The organism is Stenotrophomonas sp. 05L413 (assembly GCF_056397945.1).
In genome coordinates this window covers 918,981-944,131 of the sequence record NZ_JBFTOL010000001.1, presented here as the reverse complement: position 1 = coordinate 944,131, position 25,151 = coordinate 918,981, and the positions used below count along the sequence as shown (strand labels likewise).

Below are 25,151 nucleotides of genomic sequence, written 5' to 3'. Positions count from 1 at the left end.
TGCGATGCACCCGCTCAGCCGGGACAATGATCGTCTGCGCCGCACGGCGCCCTTCCTTCTTCAGAGCCAAAGAGTTGCTTATGTCCATCGTTCGCATGACCGACCTCGATCTCTCCGGCAAGCGCGTGCTGATCCGCCAGGATCTGAACGTGCCGATCGACAACGGCCAGATCACCTCCGAGCAGCGCATCACCGCGTCGCTGCCGACGCTGAAGCTGGCGCTGGAGAAGGGCGCCGCCGTGATGGTGACCTCGCACCTGGGGCGTCCGAAGGAAGGCGTGTGGAGTGAAGCCGAATCGCTGGCCCCGGTGGCGCTGCGCCTGTCGCAGCTGCTGGGTGTCCAGGTGCCGCTGGTGCGTGATTGGGTCGATGGCGTGGACGTCGCACCGGGTTCCATCGTGCTGCTGGAAAACTGCCGCATGAATGTCGGCGAAGGCAAGGACGATGAAGCGCTGGCGAAGAAGTACGCCGCGCTGTGCGATGTGTTCGTCATGGATGCCTTCGGCACCGCGCACCGCGCGCAGGCCTCCACCCACGGCGTGATCCGCTTCGCTCCGGTCGCCGCTGGCGGTCCGCTGCTGATGGCCGAACTGGACGCGCTGGCCAAGGCGCTGCTCGCCCCGGCCCCGCCGCTGCTGGCGATCGTGGCCGGCAGCAAGGTCAGCACCAAGCTCGAACTGCTCTCCAGCCTGGTCGGCAAGGTCGACCAGCTGATCGTCGGCGGTGGCATCGCCAACACCTTCATCGCGGCCGCCGGTTACCCGGTCGGCAAGTCGCTGTATGAGCCGGACCTGCTGGACACCGCCAAGAAGATCGTCGCCGATGCCAAGGCGCGTGGCGCCGACATCCCGCTGCCGACCGACGTGGTGGTGGCCAAGCAGTTCCTGCCGGACGCCGACGCCACGGTGAAGGCCGTCGCCGACGTGGCCGAGGATGACCTGATCCTGGATATCGGCCCGGAGACGGCCCAGCACTACGCGGGCCTGATCGCCAAGGCCGGCACCGTGGTCTGGAACGGCCCGGTCGGCGTGTTCGAGTTCGAGGCCTTCAGCCATGGCACCGAATCGCTGGCCCGTGCCATCGCGGCCTCGCCGGCGTTCTCGATCGCCGGCGGCGGCGACACCCTGGCCGCGGTGGACAAGTACGACATCGCCGGCGAGGTGAGCTACATCTCCACCGGTGGCGGCGCGTTCCTGGAGTTCCTGGAAGGCAAGACCTTGCCGGCCGTCGCCGCGCTGGAGGCCCGCGGCTCGTGAGCCGCGCTGTGCTGTTCTTCGATCTCGACGGCACGCTGATCGATTCGGCCGTCGGGATCACCGGGTGCGTGGCGCATGCGCTCACGCAGATGGGCCAACCGGTCCCGCCACAGGCCGAACTGCGGCGCTGGATCGGGCCGTCGTTGCGCACCAGCTTCGCGCCGTTGTTCAACGATCCGGCCCAGGTCGAACAGGCGGTGACGTATTACCGCGAGCGCTTCGACGTGGTCGGCTGGCGCGAGCATGAGGTCTACCCGCGGATCGGCCAGGTCGTGCAGGCCTTGAAGGATCGCGGCCATCGGCTGGCGATCGTCACCGCCAAGAACGAGCCGCACGCCCGGCGCATCGTCGAGCACCTGCCGTTCGGTGACTGCTTCGAGGACGTGATCGGCGCGACCCCGGATGGCAGCCGCAGCGAGAAGCCGCAGCTGGTGGCCGAGGCCCTGCGCCGGCTGTCGCTGACCCCGGCGCAGTGCTGGATGATCGGCGACCGGCGCATGGATATCGAAGGCGCGCGTCATCACGGGCTGCGCAATATCGGCGTGTTGTGGGGCTTCGGCGGTGCCGAAGAGCTCACAGCGGCCGGGGCGGCGCACCTCGCGCAGGCACCGGACGACCTGCTCACCCTGATCGATTGAGGGCCGCGGCGGCGATCCGTACGCCGCCGCATGTCCTGCGCAAAGCCCCGCCGCGATTGGCGCTGGCCGGCGGGCGGTCAGATGACTGTCCGCCCGGTCGTCTCGGGCTGTCTGCAGGACAACGGTGAAACCCAAGCGTGCCAGCGGTGTAATCGTATTCATGGGACGTGATGGGTGTGCTAATTTCACTCCTTTAACGGGAGCCCATTAACCATGATTGAGCGTCAGCGTCGCACCAAGATCCTTGCCACCCTCGGACCGGCGACCGACCCGCCGGGCGTGCTGGAGGATCTCTTCCGCGCCGGCGTGAACGTGGTTCGCCTCAACTTCAGCCACGGTGACCCGTCCGGCCAGGCCAAGCGCGCTGCCGATGTACGTGCCGCCGCCGCCCGCGTGGGCGTGGAAGTGGGCATCCTGGCCGATCTGCCGGGCCCGAAGATCCGCATCGAGCGTTTCGCCGAAGGCAAGATCAAGCTCAAGGCGGGCGACCGCTTCGACCTGGTCGCCTCACCGAACGCACCGGCCGGCGACACCACCCAGGTGGGCGTGAGCTACCTCGGCCTGCCGCAGGACGTGGTGGCCGGTGACATCCTGCTGCTCGACGATGGCCTGATGCAGCTGCAGGTCACCGAAGTGCAGGGCGAGCGCATCATCAACACCGTGCTCAACGATGGCGTGCTGTCCGACCGCAAGGGCCTGAACAAGCAGGGCGGTGGCCTGTCGCTGGGCGCGCTGACCGAGCGCGACAAGGAACTGATCGGCATCGTGGCCAAGATCGGCGTGGATTTCATCGCCGTCTCCTTCTGCCGCAATGCGCAGGACATGAACGACGCGCGCGAGATCGCCGAGTCGCACGGCTGCTACGCCGCGCTGGTTTCCAAGATCGAGCGCACCGAAGCGATCGACAACCTGGAAGAGATCGTCGACGCCAGTGACGTGGTCATGGTCGCGCGTGGTGATCTGGGCGTGGAAATCGGCGATGCCGAACTGCCGGGCCTGCAGAAGAAAATCATCAAGGCCTCGCTGGCGCAGAACAAGGTGGTGATCACCGCCACCCAGATGCTGCAGTCGATGGTCGAAAGCCCGATCCCGACCCGCGCCGAAGTGCTGGACGTGGCCAACTCGGTCATCGACGGTACCGATGCGGTGATGCTCTCGGCCGAAACCGCCGCGGGCATGTACCCGGTCAAGGCGGTCGAAGCGATGGCGCGTATCTGCCTCGGTGCCGAACGCCAGTTCCAGACCGAGACCGATTTCGGCGCCTCGCCGCGCAATCTGGAACGTGCCGACCAGGCGATCGCCATGGCCACCATGTTCCTGTCCCAGCACGTAGGCGTGCGCGCGATCGTGGCGATGACCGAATCCGGTGGCACCGCGCGGTACCTGTCGCGCTTCCGTGCCTCGGCACCGGTGTTCGCGGTGACCCGCCATGACGGCGCCCGCCGCCAGATGGCGCTGATGCGCGATGTGTTCCCGATCAACTTCGACAGCCGCGGCCTGACCCCGCGCGAAGCCGCGCGCGGCAGCATCCGCCTGCTGTTCGAAGCCAACCAGCTGCAGAGCGGCGACCGCGTCGTCTTCACCAGCGGCGAGCACATGGAAACCCATGGCGCCACGAACACGCTGCGCCTGCTGGAAGTGGGCGAAGACGGCCGTGCGAGCGGCCTGGGCGAACTCTAAGGGTACGCGTCATCGCATACGCGCTGTCGCCCCACGGTTTGCGCTGCAAACCGTGGGCCCCTTCTTACCCTCTCCCAGACCCCCGCCGCTTCGCGGCCGCCCCCTCACTCAGGGGGCTTTCCCCCAGACACATTCGCTCCCCTGGGCCCGTTTAGGGATGGAATCGTTTCCAGATTCCGTGGACGGCCAGTTCACGGGAGGCGGGGTCTATAATTGGCGTTTTCCCGCACCCGCCACAGGAAGTACATGAGCATCGAACAGCTGGCTGAAACCGCACAGGCCATGGTCGCCCCGGGCAAGGGCATCATCGCGATCGACGAATCCACCGGCACCATCGGCAAGCGCTTCGCCAGCGTCGGCCTGGAGAACACCGAGGAGAACCGTCGCGCCTACCGCGAACTGCTGCTCACCACGCCCAAGCTGAACGAGCACATCTCCGGCGCGATCCTGTACGACGAGACCATCCGTCAGTCCACCAAGGACGGCGTCCCGTTCGCCAAGTACATGGCCGCCCAGGGCATCATTCCGGGCATCAAGGTCGACAAGGGCGCCCATGCCCTGGCCGGCTGCCCGGGCGAGCTGGTCACCGAAGGCCTGGACGGCCTGCGCGAGCGCCTGCAGGAGTACTACAAGCTGGGTGCGCGCTTCGCCAAGTGGCGTGCGGTCATCAACATCGGTGAAAGCATCCCGTCGGGTACCTGCATCGAGTCCAACGCCCACGCGCTGGCCCGTTATGCGGCGCTGTGCCAGGAATGCGGCCTGGTGCCGATGGTCGAGCCGGAAGTGATCATGGACGGCGACCACGACATCGAGACCTGCTACGAAGTCACCGAAGCGACCCTGCGTTCGCTGTTCGACGCGCTGTACCAGCAGAACGTGCTGCTGGAAGGCACCATCCTGAAGGCCTCGATGGTCATCTCCGGCAAGGGCTGCGAAGAGCAGGCCGACGTCGAGGAAGTGGCCGAGTCGACCGTGATGTGCCTCAAGAGCACCGTGCCGGCGATCCTGCCGGGCGTGGTGTTCCTGTCCGGTGGCCAGAGCGATGAGCAGTCCACCGCGCATCTGAACGCCATGAACCAGATGGGCAACCTGCCGTGGCCGCTGAGCTTCTCCTACGGCCGCGCCATGCAGCAGGCTGCGCTGAAGCTGTGGGCCAAGGACACCAAGGCCAACGTCGCCAAGGCGCAGCAGACGATCTTCGATCGCGCCAAGGAAAACGGCCAAGCCGCCCTGGGCAAGTGGAACGGCTGATTCACGCCTGACCACCGTCAACGGAAATGCCGGCCTTGTGCCGGCGTTTTTGTTTGCGCGTTGGTCTGCTCAGTGCGCCGCGGCCGGCGGCAACCCGAGCGCCAGTGGCGCGAAGATCGCCGAGGTTGACGGTTCGACCGGCTGACCCAGCGCGGCCAGCGCCGATTGGTAGGCCTTGTACGTCGCCGCGTTGTAGGCCACCAGGATGATCCGGCGCGGCTGGCGATGCGAGCGCTGCCAGGTCAGGGTTTCGGTGGCGGCGATGTGGGCGGCCTGGTGCAGCGGATAGCCGAACACGCCGCAGCTGATCGCCGGGAAGGCGATCGATTCCAGATCCAGCTTTTCGGCCAGCTGCAGCGATTTCCAGTAGCAATTGGCCAGCAGTGCCGGCTCGTCGCGCAGACCGTCCTGCCAGACCGGGCCGACGGTGTGGAACACATGCCTGGCCGGGAGCTCGAAGGCGGGCGTCTGGCGCACCTCACCGGTCGGGCAGCGCATGCCGGGGCGGATCTCCGGCAGGGCGCGGCAGGCGTCGAGCAGCTGCGGACCGGCCGCGCGATGGATCGCGCCGTCCACGCCGCCGCCGCCCAGCAGGGATTCGTTGGCCGCATTGACGATCGCATCCACCGCCAGGGTCGTGATGTCGCCCTGCCACACTTCGATCTTCATGCGTACCGCTCCTTACGTACTGATACCGGGTCCATACAACGAAATGACGTGCCTGACCTGCACCGTAACCTGCAGGACATCTAGGCTGCGTCATCGTCGTCTCAGGCAGTGCGACCCGGCGAGCGCTGGCTGACCTTCACACGATGCTGCCGGATCGCTTCACCGCAGATGAAGCGCCCCATGCAAAACGCCCGCCGATGAGGGCGGGCGCTTCCTTCCTGCGGACCAACGGGCAGATCAGGGCAGACCGGCCAGCCAGTCGTCATCGGAGCCTTCGTTGATGTCGGCAAACAGCGGGGTGGAGAAGTAGCGCTCACCCGTGTCGGGCAGCATCGCCAGGATCACCGCGCCGGGTGTGGCCTTGGCGGCGATGTCCAGCGCGCTGGCGACCGTGGCACCGGCCGAGATGCCCACGAAGATGCCTTCCTCGGCCGCGAGCCGGCGCGAGGTCTCGATGGCGCGCGCGTCGTCGATGGTCAGCAGTTCATCGTAGACACCGCGGTTGAGCACTTCCGGCACGAAGTCGGGGGTCCAGCCCTGGATCTTGTGCGGCTTCCACTCATCGCCCTTGAGCAGGGCGGCGCCTTCCGGCTCGGTGGCGACGATGCGGGTCTCGGGTCGCGCGACCTTGAGCACTTCGCCGACGCCGGTCAGGGTGCCGCCGGTGCCCCAACCGGTCACGAAGTAGTCCAGCCGCTTGCCGGCGAAGTCGCGCAGGATTTCCGGGGCGGTGGTGTTGCGGTGATAGGCCGGGTTGGCCGGGTTGGCGAACTGGCTGGCCAGGAACCAGCCGTGTTCCTCGGCCAGTTCCTTCGCACGGCGGACCATGCCCGAGCCGCGCTCGGCGGCCGGGGTCAGGATCACCTTGGCGCCGTAGGCGCGCATGAGCTTGCGGCGCTCGATCGAGAAGGTCTCCACCATCGTGGCCACGAACTTGTAGCCGCGCGCGGCGGCCACCATCGCCAGCGCCACGCCGGTGTTGCCCGAGGTCGCTTCCACGATGGTATCGCCGGGCTTGAGCAGGCCCTTGGCCTCGGCGTCGAGAATGATCGCCAGCGCCAGACGGTCCTTGACCGAGCCGCCGGGATTGAACGACTCGACCTTCGCATACAGGGTGACGTGCTCGGGGGCGAGACGGTGCAGGCGCACCACCGGGGTGTTGCCGATGGTGTCCAGGATGGAGTCGTACAGGGCCATGGGAATGCTCCGCAGAAGTCGTTGCCGCCCGGGGGCCGTGCGGCAGGGGAAAGGGTCGGGCCGGTGGCGGCGCAAGGCGCCCGCGCGCGGCCGGGCCGGGGTCGGTCAGACCGTACCGCTGGCATATGACCGCGCGAAATGACCTGATTACCTTCTTAAACAACGTTTGGTTATAAGCTGGTGACGGCATTTGCCCTACAGTCGGATGGCCCCTCTCCATGCGCCGTATCGCCCGCCCATGACGCTGACCCAACTTCGCTACCTGGTCGCCATTGCCGACGCCGAGCTGAACATCACGCTGGCGGCGTCCCGTGTGCACGCCACCCAGCCCGGCCTGTCCAAACAGCTCAAGCAGCTGGAGGATGAACTCGGGTTCCTGCTGTTCGTGCGCAAGGGCCGCAGCCTGGAAGCGGTGACCCCGGCCGGCGTGGAAGTGATCGGCCGCGCCCGCGCTGTCCTGGGCGAGGCCAACAACATCCGCACCTATGCGGCCAACCAGCGCCGTGAAAGCCAGGGCCAGCTGGTGCTCACCACCACGCATACCCAGGCGCGCTTCGTGCTGCCGCCGGCAGTGGCGCGGATCAAGCAGGCCTACCCGCAGGTCAGCGTGCATCTGCAGCAGGCGGCGGAAAGCGATGCGCTGGACCTGCTCAGCCAGGGCGACGCGGACATCGCCATCATCAGCACCGCCGGCGGTGAGCCCACTGCCGGCCTGGCCATTCCGCTGTACCGCTGGCGCCGGCTGGTGCTGGTGCCGCGCGGGCACGCGCTGGACCGCCCGGGCGCCGCGCCGGACCTGCAGGCGCTCGCCAGCCACCCGCTGATCAGCTACGAATCCTCCACCCGCGGCAGCTCCTCGCTGCAGCGCGCCTTCGCCAGCGCCGGGCTGACCCCGGACATCGCCTTGACCGCCCTCGATGCGGACCTGATCAAGACGTATGTGCGCACCGGCCTGGGCGTGGGCCTGCTGGCGGAAATGGCGGTCAACGCCAGCGATGAAGACCTGCGGTCCTGGCCGGCCCCGGCGCCGATCGACGAGTGCATCGCCTGGGCCGTGCTGCCGCGCGATCGCGTGCTGCGCGATTACGCGCTGGAACTGGTGCATGTGCTCGCCCCACAGATCGACACCCGCGACCTGCGCCGGGTGATCGACGGCAACCAGGAAGCCAACTGGCCGCTGCCGCCGACCTGGGAATCACTGACGCAGACCATCACCGTATAGCGACGGTGATGGCTGCCCGCGCATTCCCCCTCTACCCCGCGCCGTTGGCGCGCCCCCTTCAACAGAAGGGGGCTTTTCTCCAGAGGGGGTGAGGGATTTGGTGGGCGCTTCAAATGGGCTGCTGCGACGGTTGGTCGCAGGGCTTCGGGCTGCCCTGCCAACGGTCGGGCGCTACCATGACGGGGTGAACGTCCGCCGTCGCCCGTATGCCGTTTTTCTGCAGCTTGCCTTCGTGGCGACGCTGCTGATGGCGCTGGCGCCGCTGGTCAGCCGCTGGCAGCAGGCGCATGCCGAGGCGCCGGTGATGCTGATGCCGACCGGCATGACCCACGCGGTGCCGGTGCCGCCCGATGCCCACGCCGGGCACGACATGCAGCACGACATCGCGCAGCGCGACGTGCACCACCACGACATGCAGCAGCACGACATGGCGCGCCATGACATGGCGATGCAGCCCATGCCGATGCACGCCCTGCCAAGCGCCCACGACACCCCCGCATCGTCGCCACCGATGAGCGAGCATGCCGGGCATGGCGACGCCTGCGAGTACTGCATGATGGCCTCGCGGCTGATGCCGTGGCTGGCGGTGCTGATCCTGCTGTTGCCGGCGATGCCGGTCATTGCACCGCGCGTGCTGCGCGCGGTGCCCACGCCACGCAGCCTGCGCTGGCCCGCCCACGCCGCACGCGGCCCGCCCGCGATCTCCTGAATCCACCGCCTTTTCTGCCTGTGTCGCCGTGATGGCGGCGCGTGCCTGCGTGCTTTTCTGGAGTTCCACCATGAACGTTTCTTCCCGCAGCGCGGGCGCACTGACGCGCCTGTCTGTTTCCCTGTCGCTGGCCCTGGTCGCGCTGCCGCTGCATGCCGCCAACGACGACGCCCGCACCCTCGATACGCTGGTCGTCACCGCCACCGCGCCCTCATCGCCGCTGCACTGGGTCACCGATCCGCGGCTGCCGCGTCAGCCGGTGCCGGCCAGCGATGGCGCGGACTATCTGAAGACGGTTCCCGGTTTCTCGGCGATCCGCAACGGCGGCACCAACGGCGATCCGGTGCTGCGCGGCATGTTCGGTTCGCGCCTGAACATCGTCAGCAACGAAGGCAATCTGATCGGTGCGTGCCCCTCGCGCATGGACAACCCGCTGTCCTACATCGCCCCGGAAACCTTCGATCGGTTGACCATCATCAAGGGACCGCAGAGCGTGCGCTGGGGCGCCGGTGCCTCGGCCGGCACGGTGCGCTTCGAGCGCGATACCCCGCGTTTCGATCAGCCGGGCATGGATATCAACGCCAGCGCCCTGGTCGGCTCGCGCAACCGCAATGACCAGGTGCTGGATCTCACCGCCGGCGCTTCGCCGGGCTATGTGCGCGTCAACGGCAACCGCTCCGAATCGGATGACTACAAGGACGGCAACGGGGATGTGGTGCCCTCCAAGTGGCGCAAGTGGAACAGCGATGTCGCCGTCGGCTGGACACCTGATGCCGATACCGTGCTGGAACTCTCGGCCGGCACCGGCGATGCGATCGCGCGCTACGCCGGCCGCGGCATGGACGGTGCCGCGTTCAAGCGCACCAGCTACGCCGCCCGCTTCGAGAAGGACAACCTGCCCGGTGCATGGGACAAGCTGCAGGCCAACGTTTACTACAACGACGCCGACCACGTGATGGACAACTACACGCTGCGCACGCCGAACCCGGCCAGCAGCATGCCGATGCCGATGGCCTCCAATGTCGATCGCCGCACCACCGGTGGGCGTATCGCCTCGGAATGGCGCTGGCAGGACATTGCCATCGTGGCCGGCGTGGATGCGCAGGACAGCCGCCATCGCAGCCGCAACGCGATGGGTCGCAACGTATACCGCCAGCAGCCGTGGCGTACCGATGCACGCTTTGAGAACCTCGGGGCGTTCACCGAGATCACGCTGGGCGAGGGCACCGCGCAACGCTGGGTCGGTGGCCTGCGCATCGACCGTGCCGAGGTGAAGGATGAGCGCGCCACCGCCGGCATGATGGCGATGCCGAACCCGACCGCCGGGCAGACCCGTCGCGAGAACCTCGGCAGCGGCTTCGTGCGGTTCGAGCGCGACATCGCACCCGCGTTGACCTGGTACGCCGGCGTCGGCCACAGCGAGCGCATGCCCGACTACTGGGAACTGTTCTCGCCGAATCTCGGCCCGGCCGGCGCGATCAACGCCTTCACCGGCGTGCAGCCGGAAAAAACCACCCAGCTCGATCTGGGCCTGCAGTACCGCACCGACCGCCTCAACGCCTGGGTCTCGGCGTATGCCGGGCGCCTCCAGGACTACATCCTGTTCACCTACCGCGACGGCGGCATGATGGGCAGCACCAGCCAGGCCAGCAATGTCGATGCGCGCATTGCCGGCGCCGAGGCGGGCGCGGAGTGGCAGCTGGCGCAGCAGTGGAAACTCGGCGGCACGCTGGCCTATGCCTGGGGCGAGAACCGCAGTGACGGCCGCGCGCTGCCGCAGATGCCGCCGCTGGAAGCCCGGCTCAGCACCGCCTGGGAAGGCGAGCGCTGGACCGTGGGGGCGCTGGCACGCGCGGTCTCGCGTCAGGGCCGGGTCGCGGCGGGGCAGGGCAACGTGGTCGCCCGCGATCTCGGCCCCAGCGCCGGCTTCGCCACCCTGGCCGTGAACGCCAGCTACCGGGTCAACGAGGCGCTGCTGGTGAGTGCGGGCGTGGACAACCTGTTCGACCGCGCCTACAGCGAGCATCTGAACCTGGCCGGCAGCGCCGATTTCGGCTTCCCGGCCGATCCGGTGCGCATCAACGAACCTGGCCGCACCGCCTGGCTGAAAGTGAACTATCGTTACTGAGCACGTTGGCCGGGTGGGGGACCTGTCTCCCGCCCGGCGCCCGGCGCCGCCGGATCCGACACCCCGGCGCGTGCCGCGCACTTCGACATGCGTCGATACATGGCGATACATCCTGTGCAGGCCCCAGCACGGAAAGGCCTTCGCCCGTCACCGGCAGATGTGAACAGGCCGGTAAACGCTTGGCACATATGCCCCGGCTCGACCCCTCTATACACTCGGCGGTCGAGAAACAACCGGGATTGCATCACATGTTGGGACGCATCGCAGCGCGCTTCGCCGCTGGCATCGCCTTGGTCGCTTTGGCAGGGTGTGGCAGTAAAGACGAGGCCGCTCGCCGGCAGGCAGACGCCGTACCGGTCACCACCCAGGTGGTGAAGGCTTCGGCATGGAGCGACACGCTGCAGGCACTGGGCACGGCGAAGGCGCGCGAGTCGGTGACGGTTACCGCCAAGGTCAGCGAAATCATCGAGACGGTGCACTTCGAAAGTGGCCAGCAGGTCAGTGCCGGCACGCCGCTGGTCACCCTGCGCGGCCAGGCCCAGGAAGCCGCGCTGCTGCAGGCCCAGGCCACGTTCCTGGAGGCGGACCAGCTGTACAAGCGCCAGCGCGAACTCGCCGCCCAGCAACTGGTGGCCAGCTCCACGCTGGACACGCAGCGCGCCATCCGCGACGCCGCTGATGCCCGCGTGCGCGAAATGCAGTCCGACATCGGCGACCGCCGGGTGCGTGCGCCGTTTGCCGGCGTGCTGGGCATCCGCCAGGTCAGCGCCGGTTCGCTGGTCACCCCCAGCACCGCGATCACCACGCTCGATGACATCGAGCGCATGCACGTTGACTTCCAGGTGCCCGAAGCCGAGCTGGCCTCGCTGAGCACCGGCGACAAGGTCAACGCGACCAGCGTGGCGTATCCGGGCCGCAACTTCGAAGGCAAGGTCGCCACCATCGATACCCGCGTGGATCCGGGCACGCGTGCGGTCACCGTGCGTGCGGACTTCATCAATGCCGATCACGCACTGCGCCCGGGCATGCTGCTGGATGTGCGCATGTTCCGCCCCGAGCGCCAGGCGCTGGTCATCCCTGAAATCGCGGTCGTCCAGGTCGGACGCGATTCCTACGTGTTCCGGGTCACGCCGGACCAGAGCGTGGAGCGTGCCGACATCGTCGCCGGCGGGCGCCGCAGCGGTGTGGTGGAAATCCGCGAAGGCCTCGCCGTGGGTGACCGCATCGTGGTGGACGGCACCGGCAAGCTGCGCCCGGGCCTGAAGATCCAGGCCGAGGACGCTGCACCGGTCGCGCCGGCCGCGGCCGCGACGGCCGAACCGGACACCGCCGGATGAAGCTTTCCGACGTTTCCATCCAGCGGCCGGTCTTCGCCGTGGTGATGAGCCTGCTGCTGGTCGTGCTGGGCTTCATGTCATTCACGCGTTTGACCCTGCGCGAACTGCCTGCGATCGATCCGCCGATCGTCTCGGTCTCGGTCGATTACACCGGCGCGTCGGCAGCGGTCATCGAAAGCCGCATCACCCAGGTACTGGAAGATGCGCTGGCCGGCATCGAAGGCATCGATACGATCAACGCGCGCAGCTCCAACGGGCGCTCGCAGGTCAGTATCGAATTCACGTCCAACCGCGATATCGAAGCGGCCGCCAACGATGTGCGCGATGCGGTCAGCCGCGTTGCCGACCGCATGCCCGAAGAGGCGCGGCCGCCGGAAATCGCCAAGGTCGAGAGCGACGCCGACCCCATCATCTGGCTCAACATGAGCTCGACCTCGATGGATACGCTGGAGCTGAGCGACTACGCCGACCGCTACATCGTCGACCGCTTCTCCAGCCTGGATGGCGTGGCCCAGGTGCGTATCGGTGGCCGCCAGCGCTATGCGATGCGGATCTGGCTGGACCGCGACCAGCTCGCCGCGCGCGGCCTCACCGTGGGCGATGTGGAAACCGCGCTGCGCAACGAGAACGTGGAACTGCCGGCTGGCCGCATCGAATCGGCCGATCGCGATTTCACCCTGCGCGTGGAGCGCAACTACGTCAAACCCGAGGACTTCGCCGGCATCCCGCTGGGCAAGGGCACTGATGGGTACGTGGTGCGCATGGGCGATGTGGCCAAGATCGAACTGGCCTCGTCTGAGCGCCGGGCCTACTACCGCAGCAATGGCGAGCCGAACATCGGCCTGGGCATCGTCAAGACCTCCACCGCCAACGCGCTGGATGTCGCCCGTGAAGCGCGCGCGGAAGCCGACCGGATCAGCAGCACGCTGCCGGAAGGCACCCGCATCTTCGTGGCCTTCGACAACACCACCTTCATCGAGGCCGCGGTCGATCGCGTGTACGCCACGCTGGTCGAGGCGATGCTGCTGGTGCTGGCGGTGATCTGGCTGTTCCTGGGCAGTTTCCGCGCCGCGTTGATTCCCGCGGTGACGGTGCCGGTCTGTCTGATCGCGGCCTTCATCGCGCTGTATGCCTTCGGTTTTTCGATCAATCTGCTGACCCTGCTCGCGCTGGTACTGTGTATCGGCCTGGTGGTGGATGACGCCATCGTCGTGGTGGAGAACGTGCAGCGCCGCATCGATCTGGGCGAGCCGCCGCTGGTCGCCTCCAAACGCGGCACCACCCAGGTGGCGTTCGCGGTGATCGCCACCACCGCGGTGCTGGTCGCGGTGTTCCTGCCGGTCGGCTTCCTGGAAGGTAATACCGGCCGACTGTTCCGCGAGCTGGCCGTCGCACTGGCCGCGGCGGTGGCGCTGTCGGCGTTCGTGTCGCTCACGCTGACCCCGATGATGGCCTCCAAGCTGCTCAAGCCGCATACCGGCCAGGCACCGAAGGGCCTGCACGGGGTGATCAACCGCAATCTGGATCGCCTGTCGGCCGCCTACGGGCGTTTCCTGGAAGCGCATGTGACCCGCACCTGGGTCTACATCGTGGTGATGATCCTCTCGTTGCTGGCCAGCGCGCTGCTGCTCAAGGTGCTGCCCTCCGAACTGGCCCCGGCCGAAGACCGCGGCTCCTTCCAGATCATGATCGATGGCCCGGAAGGTGCGGGCTTCGATTACACCGTCGGCCAGGTCCAGCAGGTCGAGAAGATCGTCTCCGGTTTCGTCGGCGAAGATGAGCCGATCGTGCGTGCCAACCCGCGCGTGCCCGGCGGCTGGGGCTCCAGCGAGGAAATGCATACCGGCCGTATCAGCGTGTTCCTGCAGCCCTGGCGTCAGCGCGATGTCTCCACCCCGGATGTAGCGGCCGAGCTGCAGACCCACCTCAATGACCTGCGGGGCGTGCGCGTGCGTACCCAGGTGGGTGGCGGCCTGGTGCGCAGCCAGGGCCAGCCGTTCCAGATCGTGCTGGGTGGCCCGGAATACGCGGAGATCGCGCAGTGGCGTGACCGCATGCTGCTGCGCATGGCCGACAACCCTGGCCTGGTCGGTGCGGACTCGGATTACAAGGAAACCCGCCCGCAGATGCGCGTGAACATCGATCGCCAGCGTGCGGCCGATCTGGGCGTATCGGTCACCGCGATCGGCAGCGCGCTGGAAACCATGATGGGCTCGCGCCGCGTCACCACCTTCGTCGACAACGGCGAGGAGTACGACGTGCTGGTCCAGGCCGGGCGCGACGGCCGCGCCTCGCCGTCGGATCTGGCCGCGATCCGCGTGCGTGCCAGTGGCGGCGAACTGGTCCCGCTGTCCAACCTGGTCACGCTCAGCGAAGTGGCCGAAGCCGGCAGCCTCAACCGCTTCAACCGGCTGCGCTCGATCACCATCAACGCCGGCCTGGCCCCGGGCTATCCGCTGGGCGAGGCCATCGCCTGGGCCCAGCAGGTGGCCAGTGAAGAGCTGCCGCAGCATGCGCAGATCAGCTGGAAGGGCGAATCGCGCGAGTACCAGAACGCGGGCAGCGCCGTGCTGCTGACCTTCGCGATGGCCCTGCTGGTGGTGTTCCTGGTGCTGGCTGCGCAGTTCGAGAGCTTCATCCACCCGCTGGTGATCATGCTGACGGTGCCGCTGGGCGTGCTCGGCGCGCTGCTGGGGCTGTATGTCAGTGGTGGCACGATCAACCTGTTCAGCCAGATCGGCATCGTGATGCTGGTGGGCCTGGCGGCCAAGAACGGCATCCTGATCGTGGAGTTCGCCAACCAGTTGCGCGATGAGGGCCGCAACGTGCACCAGGCCATCGTCGAATCGGCGATGGTGCGCCTGCGCCCGATCCTGATGACCTCCATCGCCACCGTGGTCGGTGCGATCCCGCTGGTGGTGGCCGGTGGCCCGGGTTCGGCCAGCCGCGGCACGATCGGCGTGGTGGTGATCTTCGGCGTGACCGTGTCCACGTTCCTGTCGCTGTTCGTGGTGCCGGCGTTCTACTCTCTGCTGGCCCCGTACACCCGCTCGCCGGAAGCCGTGGCGCGTGAACTGGCCCGCCAGGAAGCGGAAACGCCCTCGGTCGGCGGCCATGCCTGACCCGAATGGGCGGCATTGCCGCCCATTCATCGAAATTGCCACTACGCACTCCGGCGCGGATCGTGGAGAATCGACCGGGTCCCAGCCGACGGGGACGTTCCTTTTGTTTCCGCCGACTGGAGAGAGCGCGTGGAAGAAGTAGTCAGTTTCATCAACGGGATCATCTGGAGCAAAGCTCTGATCTTCCTGTGTCTTGCCGCAGGCCTGTACTTCAGTGCCCGTACCCGGTTCATGCAGATCCGTGGGTTCGTGGAAATGTGCCGGCTCACCGTGCAGGGTGAGAAATCCGACGCGGGCGTGTCTTCGTTCCAGGCGCTGGCCATGTCCATGGCCGGCCGGATGGGCATCGGCAACATCGCCGGTGTGGCCACCGCGATCGCCTTCGGCGGCCCCGGTGCGATCTTCTGGATGTGGGTGATGGGCTTCCTTGGTGCGTCCACCTCGTATGTGGAATGCACCCTGGCGCAGATCTACAAGACCAAGGATGCCGAAGGCCGCTACCGCGGTGGCCCGGCGTATTACATCGAAAAGGCCATGGGCCTGAAGTGGTACGCCCTGGCCTTCGCCGTGGCGACCATCATCGCCGCCGGCTTCCTGATGCCGGGCGTGCAGGCCAATGCCATCGCCGACAGCATCATCAACGCCTGCCGCGGCGGCGCCCTGTGCGGGCCGCTGGATGGCCAGTTCATGGGCCTGGAATCGGTGCAGGCGCTCAAGCTGGGCATCGGTATCGTGGTCGCGCTGCTGCTGTCGGTGGTGATCTTCGGCGGCGTCAAGCGCATCGCCAACTTCGCCGAGGTGGTCGTTCCGTTCATGGCCGCCGCCTTCATCCTGATGGCCATCACCATCATGATCATCAACTACGACCGCGTGCCGGACATGTTCCGCACGGTGTTCAGCAGCGCCTTCGGTGCGCATGCCGCGTTCGGCGCGATGATGGGTCTGGCGGTGGAGTGGGGCGTCAAGCGCGGCATCTACGCCAACGAGGCCGGCCAGGGTACCGGCCCGCATGCGGCCGCCGCCTCGGAGGTTTCGCACCCGGCCAAGCAGGGTTACGTGCAGGCCTTCGCGATCTACTTCGACACCATGATGGTGTGCACCGCCACCGCGTTCCTGATCCTGGCCGCGGGCACCTACAACGTGTATTCCCCGGTCCCGGGCGGCGCGCCCGTGTTCGCCGGCCTGGCCGGTGTCGCCGAAGGCGCGGGCTACGCGCAGGCGGCGGTGGAAACCGTCATCCCGGGCTTCGGTGCGGCCTTCGTGGCGATCGCGATCTTCTTCTTCGCCTTCACCACGATCATGGCCTATTACTACATGGCCGAGACCAACCTGACCTACGTCAACAACAACGCCAAGCGCCCGCTGACCGTCCTGCTGCTCCGCCTGGGCATCATCGGCATGGTGATCTTCGGTGCATTCCACAATGCCGGCATGGCGTGGGCGCTGGGCGACATCGGCGTAGGCCTGATGGCGTGGTTGAACATCATCGCGATCCTGATCGTGCAGAAGCCGGCGATGCTGGCCCTGCGCGACTACGAACGCCAAAAGAAGCTCGGCCTGGATCCGACCTTCGACCCCGATGCACTTGGCATCAAGAACGCCGATTTCTGGCGTACCCGCAAGCTGGAGCTGTCCCGTAGTGAATGATCCCTGGAAGAATGCGCGCCGTCCGTCCTCGCGGCCGCCGCGCGCCACGCCGTTGCCGCCCCGCGAAGGTGGCACGCCGCCGCCGCCCGGCCGCGGCAACGACGAGCTGCGCCTGTACGGCTGGAATGCCGTGCAGGCCCTGTTCGAGCATCGCCCGCAGGCGCTGCGCAAGCTGTACCTGACCGAGGCGCTGATCCCGCGCATGCAGCCAGTGCTGAAATGGTGCGTGGCCAACCGCGTCGGTTACCGCGTGGTGGAAGACGGCGATCTGAACAAGCTCGCCGCGACGACCCACCACGAGGGTCTGGTGGCCGACGTGCTGCGTGCGCCGATGCTGGCGCTGGACGAATGGCTGGCCACGCTGCCGGCCGACAAGCCGGTGCTGGCGCTGTGGCTGGATGGCGTGGGCAACCCGCACAACTTCGGCGCGATCCTGCGCTCGGCGGCGCACTTCGGTGTGGCCGGGCTGCTGCTGCCACCGGATTCCACGCTGGCGCTGTCCGGTGCGGCCGCGCGCGTGGCCGAAGGTGGCGCCGAGGCGGTGCCGCTGGTGCGTCTGCCGGAACTGCCCGAGGCGATGGCGCAGCTGCGCGCGGCCGGGTTGAGTCTGGCTGCCACGCTGGTGGAAGGCGGGGATGATCTGTTCGCCACTACGCTGCCGTCGCGGTTGGTCTACGTCATGGGCGCCGAAGGCGAGGGCATGGATCGCGAGCTGGCGCAGGACTGCGACCACCAGGTTTCCATCCCGGGCACCGGTGCCGTGGAAAGCCTCAACGTCGCCTCGGCGACGGCCGTATTGTTGGCGCAGTGGTACGGACGCAGTCGCGTTTGACCACTGCGAGCGTTTTCGGGGGGAGCGCGGCGTCATTCGCGCCACCCACGGTGTGATCGGTTTCACCGAAATCGTCGTGACTACATCCGATTCGGATTAATCGCATAGTGCATGCAGTGCAAACTGCGCACAGTGCCGGGCGGGCGCTGTGCTGCGTGGGTGAGGAGAGACACCCCCGCAGCGCGGCGATCCGCTTGTCCGGACCGCGAAGGTCTAGCGGCGCTCACCGCGTGGGGTGTGACGTTATCCCGGTAGCCCGGTCGCATTGCGACCGGGCTTTTTTTTTATTCGCTCGGCGGCGTGGTCGGCTTGGCTTCGCTGCCGAAGCTGCCCTCGGCTTCGGCGGCGAGATAGGCGAATACGGTGTAGGCCGCCACGTTCTGCGCCAGTGCGGCCGGGTCGATCTTGTCGAGCGTGTCGTCTGCGGTGTGGTGCAGGTGGAAGTAGTCGCTGCCGTCCTGCGCCAGCCATGCCCAGGCGCCGCCCTTGGCCGCCAGCGGACCCACGTCCGGGCCCGGGCCACCCTTGTCGGCGGCGTACTCGATGCCGAGCGGCTTGAGCACCTCGGCGATCTGGCGGGTGGCTTCGCGCGAGGTGGCCGGGTTCGGTGAGCCGGTGTTGAAGGCGTAGATGCGGCCCGCGCCGAAATCGCTCTCGGCCGCGAGCTGGTGCAGCACCACATCCTTGGCGTGCGCTTCGGCATACGCTTTGCCGCCGTACAGGCCCTGCTCCTCGTTGGCGAAGGCGATCACGCGGATGGTGCGCTTGGGCGCCTGCTTGAGCTGGCCGATCAGATGGCCGGCCGCCATGGTGATGCCCACGCCGGCGCCGTCATCCACCGCGCCGGTGCCCAGGTCCCAGGAATCGAGGTGACCGCCGATCACCACCACTTCCTTGGGCAGGCTGCGCCCGGTGATCTCGCCGATCACGTTGTACGAGGTCGCCTTGCCGTCCCAGCCGCAATCCAGGCTGAGTTTGAGCGTGGTGCTGCCGAGCGCGACCAGGCGCGCCAGTTGGTTGGCATCGGGCACCGACAGCGCGGCAGCCGGGACCGGGGTCAGGCCGTCATCGAAGCGGGTGATGCCGGTGTGCGGCACGCGGTGCGAATCGGTGCCGGCCGAGCGCATCACGAAGCCGATCGCTCCCTTGCGGATCGCCTCGGACGGGCCCTTGCTGCGCACCGCGCCACCGTTGCCGTAGTCACGGCCATCGCGGTAGGCGGTCATCTGGTAATCGACGAAGGCGATCTTGCCCTTCAGCGAGCCGGCCGGCGCGGCCTGCAGCGCGGCCAGATCGGCGAAGCGCACCACCTCGGCCTCCACCGTGCCGCCCGGGCTGCCGCCCAGTGCGGTGATGGTCAGCGGCTGGGCGTGCTTGCCCATCACTTCGGCGTGCTCACTGCGGCGCTCCCACTTGGGGAAGGTGACCGGCTCGGTCCAGACCTTGTCGAAGCCCAGTGATTTGAACTTCGCCACCGCCCAGGCCACGGCGCGTGCGTCGGCTTCACTGCCGGCGATGCGCGGGCCGATCTCGGTGGTCAGCGATTCGACCACCTTCCAGCCGGTGTCGTCCTTGAGGGCCTGCTCGCGCAGCTCGGCGGCGGTGGCCAGCGAGGTCGGCGGCAGCGTGGTGATACCGGTCGCCGCGAACGCGGGCGCGGCCAGCAGGGCGAGGGAAGATGCGATGGCAAGGACGCGGCGACGCATGGACGAACTCCGGGAAACGGGGCGGAAGCGTCCGAGCTTACCAGCCTCTCCCGCACGCACATGGGCGGGACGTCATGCTCCGGCAGATACTGTTTTCCAAAAGCGAAAGCCCCGCCGGAGCGGGGCTTTCGGCACTACCGGTGGTGCTGCCTCAGTGCTTGAGGTTGTCACGGATCTCGCGCAGCAGCAGCACTTCTTCACTCGGCGCGGCCGGGGCGGCCGGCTCGGCCTGCTTCTTGCGGGCCAGGCGGTTGATGAACTTGACCACCATGAAGATCGCAAAGGCCACGATCACGAACTGCACCACGGTGTTGAGGAAATCGCCGTAGCCGATCACTACCGCCGGAATCTCTTTGCCATCGGCGGCAATCCGGGCCGGGGCGAGGGTCCAGGCCAGCTCGGAGAAGTCCACCCGGCCGATCATCCAGCCCAACGGCGGCATGATGATCTTGTCCACCAGTGCGGTGACGATCTTGCCGAACGCCGCACCGATGACCACACCCACGGCCAGATCGATGACGTTGCCACGCATGGCGAATTCTTTGAACTCAGTCAGTACACCCATCGGGCTCTCCTGTCGCAGTGGGGAAAAAGACGCAGCAGCGTAACGCAGCGGATGTCATCCAGCGATGATGCCGTGGCGCTCGGCCACGTTTTCCAGGCGCGCGCTGAAACGGTCGCCCGGCTTCAATGCGGCCACGCCCGAGGGCGTGCCCATGAAGACCAGATCGCCCGCGCGCAGTGCCCACAGCTTGGAGAGCTCGTGCAGGATCTCCGGCACGTTCCAGATCATCTGGTCCAGCAGTGATTGCTGACGCACCTCGCCATTGATCTCCAGCGACAGATTGAGGGCGGCCAGATCGCCGACTTCACCGGCCGGCACCAGCTCGCTCACGGGGGCGGACTGGTCAAAACCCTTGGCCGGATCCCACGGGTGGCCCTTGGCTTTGGCCTGCGCCTGCAGATCGCGGCGGGTCAGGTCCAGGCCGACGCCGTAGCCGAACACCAGCGCCTCGGCCTGGTCGACCGGCAACTCGCCGGCAGGCGCGTCCTTGCCGATCGCCACCACCAGCTCCACCTCGTGGTGCAGGTCCTGGGTGGCGAGCGGGTAGGGGATCACATCGTCATGGCCGACCACGATCGCATCGGCCGGCTTGCTGAAGAACATCGGGCGGCCGCGATCGTCGGCAGACGGCACGGCCGCGCCCATTTCGCGCGCGTGATCAGCGAAATTGCGGCCCACACAGTAGATGCGACGCACCGGGAAGGTACCGCCGCCGGCGACCGGAATGCGGGGCTGCTCGGGCGTGGGGATTACATCGGTCATGCGCGCGTCCTGTGGAGAGGTTTCGCCGCAGTCTAGAGCGTTTTCCCGCCGCCACAAACAGAAACGGCCGCGCAGGGCGCGGCCGTCATCAGGAGCAATGCGCGTGGATCAACGCGACATCGGCAAGGCCTGCTTGCGGACCACCCGGTACTCGCCGTCCACGACCTGCGACGGAACGGTGCGCGCACTCTTGCGCTGGGCGAGCAGCTTCCATGCCAGACCGGCGATGATCATCGCCGCGCCCACGAACACACCCACGAACACCAGCGCGGCCAGGATCGCCAGGCCCAACAGACCGACCGCGACGCGCACCAACGGGTGGCGCGGCTTGCGCGGCGCGAACAGGGCACGGAACTGGTTGAACTGGAAGATGCGGCTGTACATGGCACTCTTTTTGGCTGAGGTCAGCAGTGGACGAGTATCCGTGCTGGCTTTTGTCATTGAGTGAAAAAGTCGTTAAACGTACCGCGTGTTCATTTCAAATCAATGACTTGTATTCATCCGGGAGCCAGTGACATGAGTGCGTGAGACACTGTGCTTCCACTGCCTGTTGTAGATGCCATGTCCGTTCCAGAGTCCACCGCCACCGCCCTCATTGCCCTGGATGCCATGGCCGACGGGGGTTTCGCCGAAACCGATGCCACCATTGAGGGCGACAGCGAATCGGTGGTGTTGTACCGCGAGGGTGACCAGGTGCGCGCGTGGCTGAACATCTGCCCGCACGCGGGCCGCCGGTTGGACTGGGCCCCGGGGCAGTTCCTGAAAAGCAAGGACGGCCACCTGGTGTGCGCAGCGCATGGCGCCTCGTTCTCGTTGGACAACGGTGATTGCGTGGCCGGCCCGTGTCGCGGTGATCGCCTGCGCGCGGTGTCCGTGCAGGTGCGCGACGGCCAGGTCTGGCTGGCGTGACAACGACCGGTGGGCCCGGGCCCATCGGTAGGTAGCGACCGTTGGCCGCTACGTCTCAGATGTCGCCCACCGACCGGTAGTGCCGGCCGCTGGCCGGCACGCCCTAGAACATCAGGTTGATCATCAGCACCACCACCGCCGTATAGATCAACGACAGCGGGGCGCCGACCCGCCACAGCTCGCGCGGGGTGTAATTGGCCGGGCCGGTGATCATCGAAATCACCGGGTTGGAGGCCGTCATCAGATTGTTCGAGGCCGACAGCGCCACGATCAGCGCGAACGCGGTCGGGCTGCCACCGGCGGCCAGCGCCAGGTTCACCGCGATGGGCACCATCACGATGGTTGCCCCCACGTGGCTGATCACCAGCGAGAACATCGTGGTCAACAGTGCCAGCGCGATTTCCAGCACCCACACCGGGATGCCGGTCGGCAGGCGGTCGATCGTGTGCCCGGCGATCCACGCCGCCGCGCCGCTGCTGTCCATCGCCCAGCCGAGCGGAATCAGCCCGGCCATCATGAATACGGTTTTCCAGTTGATCGAGGCGTAGGCCTCGTCCATGCGCAGCACGCCGGTCAGCAGCATCCCGGCCACGCCGGTCATCAGGGTCAGCGCCACCGGCAGCTTGGAGGTCAGCGCGATCAGGATGGTGATGGCGAAGATGCTCATCGCGATCTTGAATTTGTGCGGCCGCTGCTCACCCTTGGGGTAATCGGTGACCACCACGAAGTCGCGGCTCTTGGCCGCCTGCGCCAGGTCGGTCCAGATGCTGTGGAAGACCAGCATGTCGCCGGCGCGCAGCGCCACGTTGCGCACGTCTTCGCGGATCACCTGCTTGTCGCGGTTGATCGCCAGCAGGCTGATGCCGCGCTGCTTGCGCAGGCGCAGGTCCGAGGCGCTCTTGCCGATCACGTCGGACGTGGGCGGCACCACCGCTTCGGAAATGCCTGCGCGGCTCGGGTTGAACAGGTCGCCCAGGTGTTTCAGCCGCGAGGACATCCGCAGGAACTGGTTCTGCGCGAAATCGCTGACCTGCTGGCGCGCGCCCATCACGCCCAGCACGCTGCCGACCCAGATCCGCATCTCCGCTGGCGGCGCCAGGCGGGTGTCGTTACCGGTCTTGAGCGCCAGCAGCAGCGGCGCATCGTGCACGTTCTCGGCCTCGCCCAGGGTCATGCCGACCAGCGGGCTCTCGGCGGTGACCACCAGTTCGAACACATCGCCTTCGATGCCGTAGGTCTTGGCGAAGTAGCTCTCGGTGCGCGACGGGGTGACGCCGTCGTTGGCCAGCGTCTCTTCCTCCACCAGCTTGCGATCACCGAAGTAGCGGAAATACAGCAGCGAGGCGATCAGCAGCGCCACGCCGATCGGCAGCGGCGCGAACATCCGCAGCGGCTCGATCGTGGCCAGGCCCGAGGGCAGGTTGTTGTTGGCCGAGGCCAGCAGATCGTTGAGCAGGATCAGTGGCGAGTTGCCGACCATGGTCAGCGCACCGCCCATCACGATGGCCGCGGCGATCGGCAGCAGCAGGCGCTGCAGGGTCAGCCCGGTGCGCGCAGCCAGCCGCGAGGCGACCGGCAGGTACAACGCCATCACCGAGGGGTTCTGCATGAACGAAGAGTTCAAGCCGGCGATCGCGGTGGTCATCATCAGCAGGCGTGTTTCCACGCCATGCCCGCGCCGCAGCAGCCAGGCCGCCAACCGGTTCAGCGCCCCGGTGCGGTCCAGGCCCGCGCCGAGGATGGTGGTGGCGATGATGCTCATCACCGCGTTACCGGAGAAGCCACCGAAGATTTCTTCCGGAGCGATCAGGCCAGTGACGCCGAGCACCACCAGTACCACCAGTGCCACCACGTCGGCGCGGATGCGCTCGAACAGAAACATCGCCATCGTGAAGCCGACCAGCCCCAGAACGAGCTTCATGTCGGTAGTCAGCGTCAGCGCGGTATCCATGGGGTGGCGCGGTTCCTTGTCGGATCAGGTGCGGTCGTACAACAGGTCCCACACGCCATGGCCGAGCTTCTGGCCACGGGTTTCGAAGTGGGTCTGCGGGCGCCATTCCGGCCGCTCGACCTGCCCACGCGGGCCGGCACGGTTGCTCAGCCCGGCGGTGGCGTCGAGCACGTCCCACATCTGCTCGGCATAGTCTTCCCAGTCCGTGGCACAGTGCAGGCGGCCACCGACGCGCAGCTTGCGCACCAGCAGCGCGGCAAAGCCGGGCTGGATCAGGCGACGCTTGTTATGGCGCTTCTTGTGCCACGGGTCCGGGAAGTAGATGCGCACTTCATCCAGCGCGCCATCGGCGATTTCCTTTTCCAGTACCTCCACGGCATCGTGGTGGTACAGGCGCACGTGGCCGGCGTTGTCGTCGGCCAGGGCGTTGAGCAGGCGGCCCACGCCGGGCGCGTGCACTTCCAGGCCGATGTAATCGCGGCTCGGGTCCTGCTGCGCGGCGAAGCGCAGCGCGGCGCCATTACCGAAGCCGATTTCCAGCACCTTGTGCGCATCGCGCCCGAAGGTGGCATCCAGATCGCGCGGCTCGCCGGTGAAATCCAGCCCGAAGCGCGGCCAGCGATCATCGAACGCGCGCTGCTGGGCGGGGGTGAAGCGCCCTTGGCGCAGCACGAAACTGCGGACCTCGCGGCGGCCTTCGGTGATGGTGAAGGGCTTGGGCGGCGCCTTGGCACCGGCGCTGTCGAAAGGATTGGTCATCAGCCGATCAACCCGTCAATCGGCGAGGAGGCACTGGCGTAGCGCTTGCGCGGAATGCGCCCGGCCAGGAAGGCCTCGCGGCCCGCTTCCACGGCCTTGCGCATCGCGCTGGCCATCAGGATCGGGTTGCGCGCGCCGGCGATGGCGGTGTTCATCAGCACGCCGTCGCAGCCCAGTTCCATCGCGATGGCCGCATCGGAGGCGGTGCCCACGCCGGCATCGACGATGATCGGCACCTTGGCGTCTTCGATGATCTGCAGCAGGTTGTATTTGTTCTGGATGCCCAGGCCCGAGCCGATCGGCGCGGCCAGCGGCATCACCGCAGCGCAGCCGATCTCTTCCAGGCGCTTGGCCAGGATCGGGTCATCGGAGGTATAGACCATCACCTCGAAGCCGTCCTTGACCAGCTGCTCGGCCGCCTTGAGGGTCTGCACCACATCCGGGTACAGGCTCTTCTGGTCGCCCAGCACTTCCAGCTTGGTCAGGTTGTGGCCGTCCAGCAGTTCGCGGGCCAGCCGGCAGGTGCGCACGGCGTCTTCGGCGGTGTAGCAGCCGGCGGTGTTGGGCAGGATGGTGTAACGGTCCGGCGGCAGCACATCGAGCAGGTTCGGCTCGCCCGGGTTCTGCCCGATATTGGTGCGGCGGATCGCCACGGTGACGATCCGGGCGCCCGCGGCCTCGGTGGCCAGGCGGGTTTCTTCCAGATCCTTGAACTTGCCGGTGCCGGTGAGCAGGCGGGAAGCATAGGTCTTGCCGGCGATCACCAGCGAATCAGTGGGGGCAGGTGCATTCATGGCCGGAATTATCGCCT

Annotated in this window: 21 protein-coding genes; 12 read left to right on the top strand and 9 right to left on the bottom strand. The window is 67.3% G+C overall.

The annotated features are described in order from the left end of the window. Window positions 1-80 precede the first annotated feature (80 nt). The 4 genes from AC1DIQ_RS04145 to AC1DIQ_RS04130 all read left to right on the top strand — a co-directional run bounded on the left by AC1DIQ_RS04145 (window position 81) and on the right by AC1DIQ_RS04130 (window position 4,825). Entirely contained in the window at window positions 81-1,256 is a 1,176-nt protein-coding gene (locus AC1DIQ_RS04145; RefSeq protein ID WP_478049466.1) for a phosphoglycerate kinase, read from the top strand. Beyond that, entirely contained in the window at window positions 1,253-1,894 is a 642-nt protein-coding gene (locus tag AC1DIQ_RS04140) for an HAD-IA family hydrolase (protein WP_152152514.1), read from the top strand. Before AC1DIQ_RS04145 ends, AC1DIQ_RS04140 begins: the two co-directional genes overlap by 4 nt. Before the next feature lie 213 nt (window positions 1,895-2,107). Then, window positions 2,108-3,574: a pyruvate kinase gene (pyk, locus tag AC1DIQ_RS04135; protein WP_121039358.1), complete on the top strand. Its 1,467-nt coding sequence runs from the start codon at window positions 2,108-2,110 to the stop codon at window positions 3,572-3,574. A gap of 246 nt (window positions 3,575-3,820) precedes the next feature. Beyond that, entirely contained in the window at window positions 3,821-4,825 is a 1,005-nt protein-coding gene (locus AC1DIQ_RS04130) for a class I fructose-bisphosphate aldolase (RefSeq protein WP_121039354.1), read from the top strand. A 69-nt stretch (window positions 4,826-4,894) separates the two neighbouring features. Here AC1DIQ_RS04130 and AC1DIQ_RS04125 read toward each other — a convergent pair whose 3' ends face one another. Then, window positions 4,895-5,494, bottom strand: coding sequence for an O-acetyl-ADP-ribose deacetylase (locus tag AC1DIQ_RS04125; RefSeq protein WP_121039351.1), 600 nt, complete (start codon window positions 5,492-5,494; stop codon window positions 4,895-4,897). 237 nt (window positions 5,495-5,731) lie between these two features. Then, a complete protein-coding gene (cysK, locus tag AC1DIQ_RS04120) occupies window positions 5,732-6,691 on the bottom strand; it encodes a cysteine synthase A (protein ID WP_282259002.1) in 960 nt (319 codons plus the stop codon). 238 nt (window positions 6,692-6,929) lie between these two features. Here cysK and AC1DIQ_RS04115 point away from each other — a divergent pair, with 238 nt between their 5' ends. The 7 genes from AC1DIQ_RS04115 (at window position 6,930) to AC1DIQ_RS04085 (ending at window position 17,688) form a co-directional block, all read left to right on the top strand. Continuing rightward, window positions 6,930-7,913 carry a LysR family transcriptional regulator gene (locus AC1DIQ_RS04115; RefSeq protein WP_121039345.1) on the top strand — a complete coding sequence of 328 codons (984 nt, stop codon included), beginning with the start codon at window positions 6,930-6,932 and terminating at the stop codon, window positions 7,911-7,913. Between the two features lie 247 nt (window positions 7,914-8,160). Next, complete coding sequence (locus tag AC1DIQ_RS04110; RefSeq protein ID WP_478049513.1) at window positions 8,161-8,622, top strand: hypothetical protein; 462 nt, start codon at window positions 8,161-8,163, stop codon at window positions 8,620-8,622. A 70-nt stretch (window positions 8,623-8,692) separates the two neighbouring features. Next, window positions 8,693-10,750: a TonB-dependent copper receptor gene (locus tag AC1DIQ_RS04105; protein ID WP_282258995.1), complete on the top strand. Its 2,058-nt coding sequence runs from the start codon at window positions 8,693-8,695 to the stop codon at window positions 10,748-10,750. A 248-nt stretch (window positions 10,751-10,998) separates the two neighbouring features. Then, complete coding sequence (locus AC1DIQ_RS04100; RefSeq protein ID WP_152152505.1) at window positions 10,999-12,087, top strand: efflux RND transporter periplasmic adaptor subunit; 1,089 nt, start codon at window positions 10,999-11,001, stop codon at window positions 12,085-12,087. Then, complete coding sequence (locus tag AC1DIQ_RS04095; protein WP_478049465.1) at window positions 12,084-15,209, top strand: efflux RND transporter permease subunit; 3,126 nt, start codon at window positions 12,084-12,086, stop codon at window positions 15,207-15,209. Before AC1DIQ_RS04100 ends, AC1DIQ_RS04095 begins: the two co-directional genes overlap by 4 nt. 129 nt (window positions 15,210-15,338) lie before the next feature. After that, a complete protein-coding gene (locus AC1DIQ_RS04090) occupies window positions 15,339-16,856 on the top strand; it encodes an alanine/glycine:cation symporter family protein (protein WP_121039334.1) in 1,518 nt (505 codons plus the stop codon). After that, window positions 16,849-17,688, top strand: coding sequence for a TrmH family RNA methyltransferase (locus AC1DIQ_RS04085; protein ID WP_121039331.1), 840 nt, complete (start codon window positions 16,849-16,851; stop codon window positions 17,686-17,688). Before AC1DIQ_RS04090 ends, AC1DIQ_RS04085 begins: the two co-directional genes overlap by 8 nt. Before the next feature lie 284 nt (window positions 17,689-17,972). On the opposite strand, the gene AC1DIQ_RS04080 is transcribed toward AC1DIQ_RS04085, so the two are convergent. The 4 genes from AC1DIQ_RS04080 to AC1DIQ_RS04065 form a co-directional block, all read right to left on the bottom strand. Continuing rightward, window positions 17,973-19,394, bottom strand: coding sequence for a M28 family peptidase (locus AC1DIQ_RS04080; RefSeq protein WP_152152499.1), 1,422 nt, complete (start codon window positions 19,392-19,394; stop codon window positions 17,973-17,975). A 151-nt stretch (window positions 19,395-19,545) separates the two neighbouring features. Continuing rightward, window positions 19,546-19,959 carry a large-conductance mechanosensitive channel protein MscL gene (gene mscL / locus AC1DIQ_RS04075; protein ID WP_121039325.1) on the bottom strand — a complete coding sequence of 138 codons (414 nt, stop codon included), beginning with the start codon at window positions 19,957-19,959 and terminating at the stop codon, window positions 19,546-19,548. A 54-nt stretch (window positions 19,960-20,013) separates the two neighbouring features. Then, the gene (locus AC1DIQ_RS04070; RefSeq protein WP_121039322.1) at window positions 20,014-20,721 is read right to left on the bottom strand and encodes a fumarylacetoacetate hydrolase family protein; all 708 of its coding nucleotides are present in this window, start codon (window positions 20,719-20,721) and stop codon (window positions 20,014-20,016) included. A gap of 108 nt (window positions 20,722-20,829) precedes the next feature. Beyond that, entirely contained in the window at window positions 20,830-21,105 is a 276-nt protein-coding gene (locus tag AC1DIQ_RS04065; protein WP_121039319.1) for a hypothetical protein, read from the bottom strand. Between the two features lie 177 nt (window positions 21,106-21,282). Between AC1DIQ_RS04065 and AC1DIQ_RS04060 the strand changes: the two genes are divergently transcribed. Further along, window positions 21,283-21,630, top strand: a complete 348-nt coding sequence (locus tag AC1DIQ_RS04060) for a Rieske (2Fe-2S) protein (protein ID WP_121039316.1) — start codon at window positions 21,283-21,285, stop codon at window positions 21,628-21,630. 103 nt (window positions 21,631-21,733) lie between these two features. Here AC1DIQ_RS04060 and AC1DIQ_RS04055 read toward each other — a convergent pair whose 3' ends face one another. Genes AC1DIQ_RS04055 through AC1DIQ_RS04045 form a run of 3 tightly spaced genes read right to left on the bottom strand, consistent with a single transcriptional unit; the run spans window position 21,734 to window position 25,134 of the window. Then, window positions 21,734-23,581 carry an SLC13 family permease gene (locus tag AC1DIQ_RS04055; RefSeq protein WP_121039313.1) on the bottom strand — a complete coding sequence of 616 codons (1,848 nt, stop codon included), beginning with the start codon at window positions 23,579-23,581 and terminating at the stop codon, window positions 21,734-21,736. Between the two features lie 24 nt (window positions 23,582-23,605). After that, entirely contained in the window at window positions 23,606-24,340 is a 735-nt protein-coding gene (gene trmB / locus AC1DIQ_RS04050; RefSeq protein ID WP_478049464.1) for a tRNA (guanosine(46)-N7)-methyltransferase TrmB, read from the bottom strand. Further along, window positions 24,340-25,134 carry a thiazole synthase gene (locus AC1DIQ_RS04045; RefSeq protein ID WP_121039307.1) on the bottom strand — a complete coding sequence of 265 codons (795 nt, stop codon included), beginning with the start codon at window positions 25,132-25,134 and terminating at the stop codon, window positions 24,340-24,342. The genes trmB and AC1DIQ_RS04045 overlap by 1 nt, the downstream gene beginning before the upstream one ends. Window positions 25,135-25,151 lie beyond the last annotated feature (17 nt).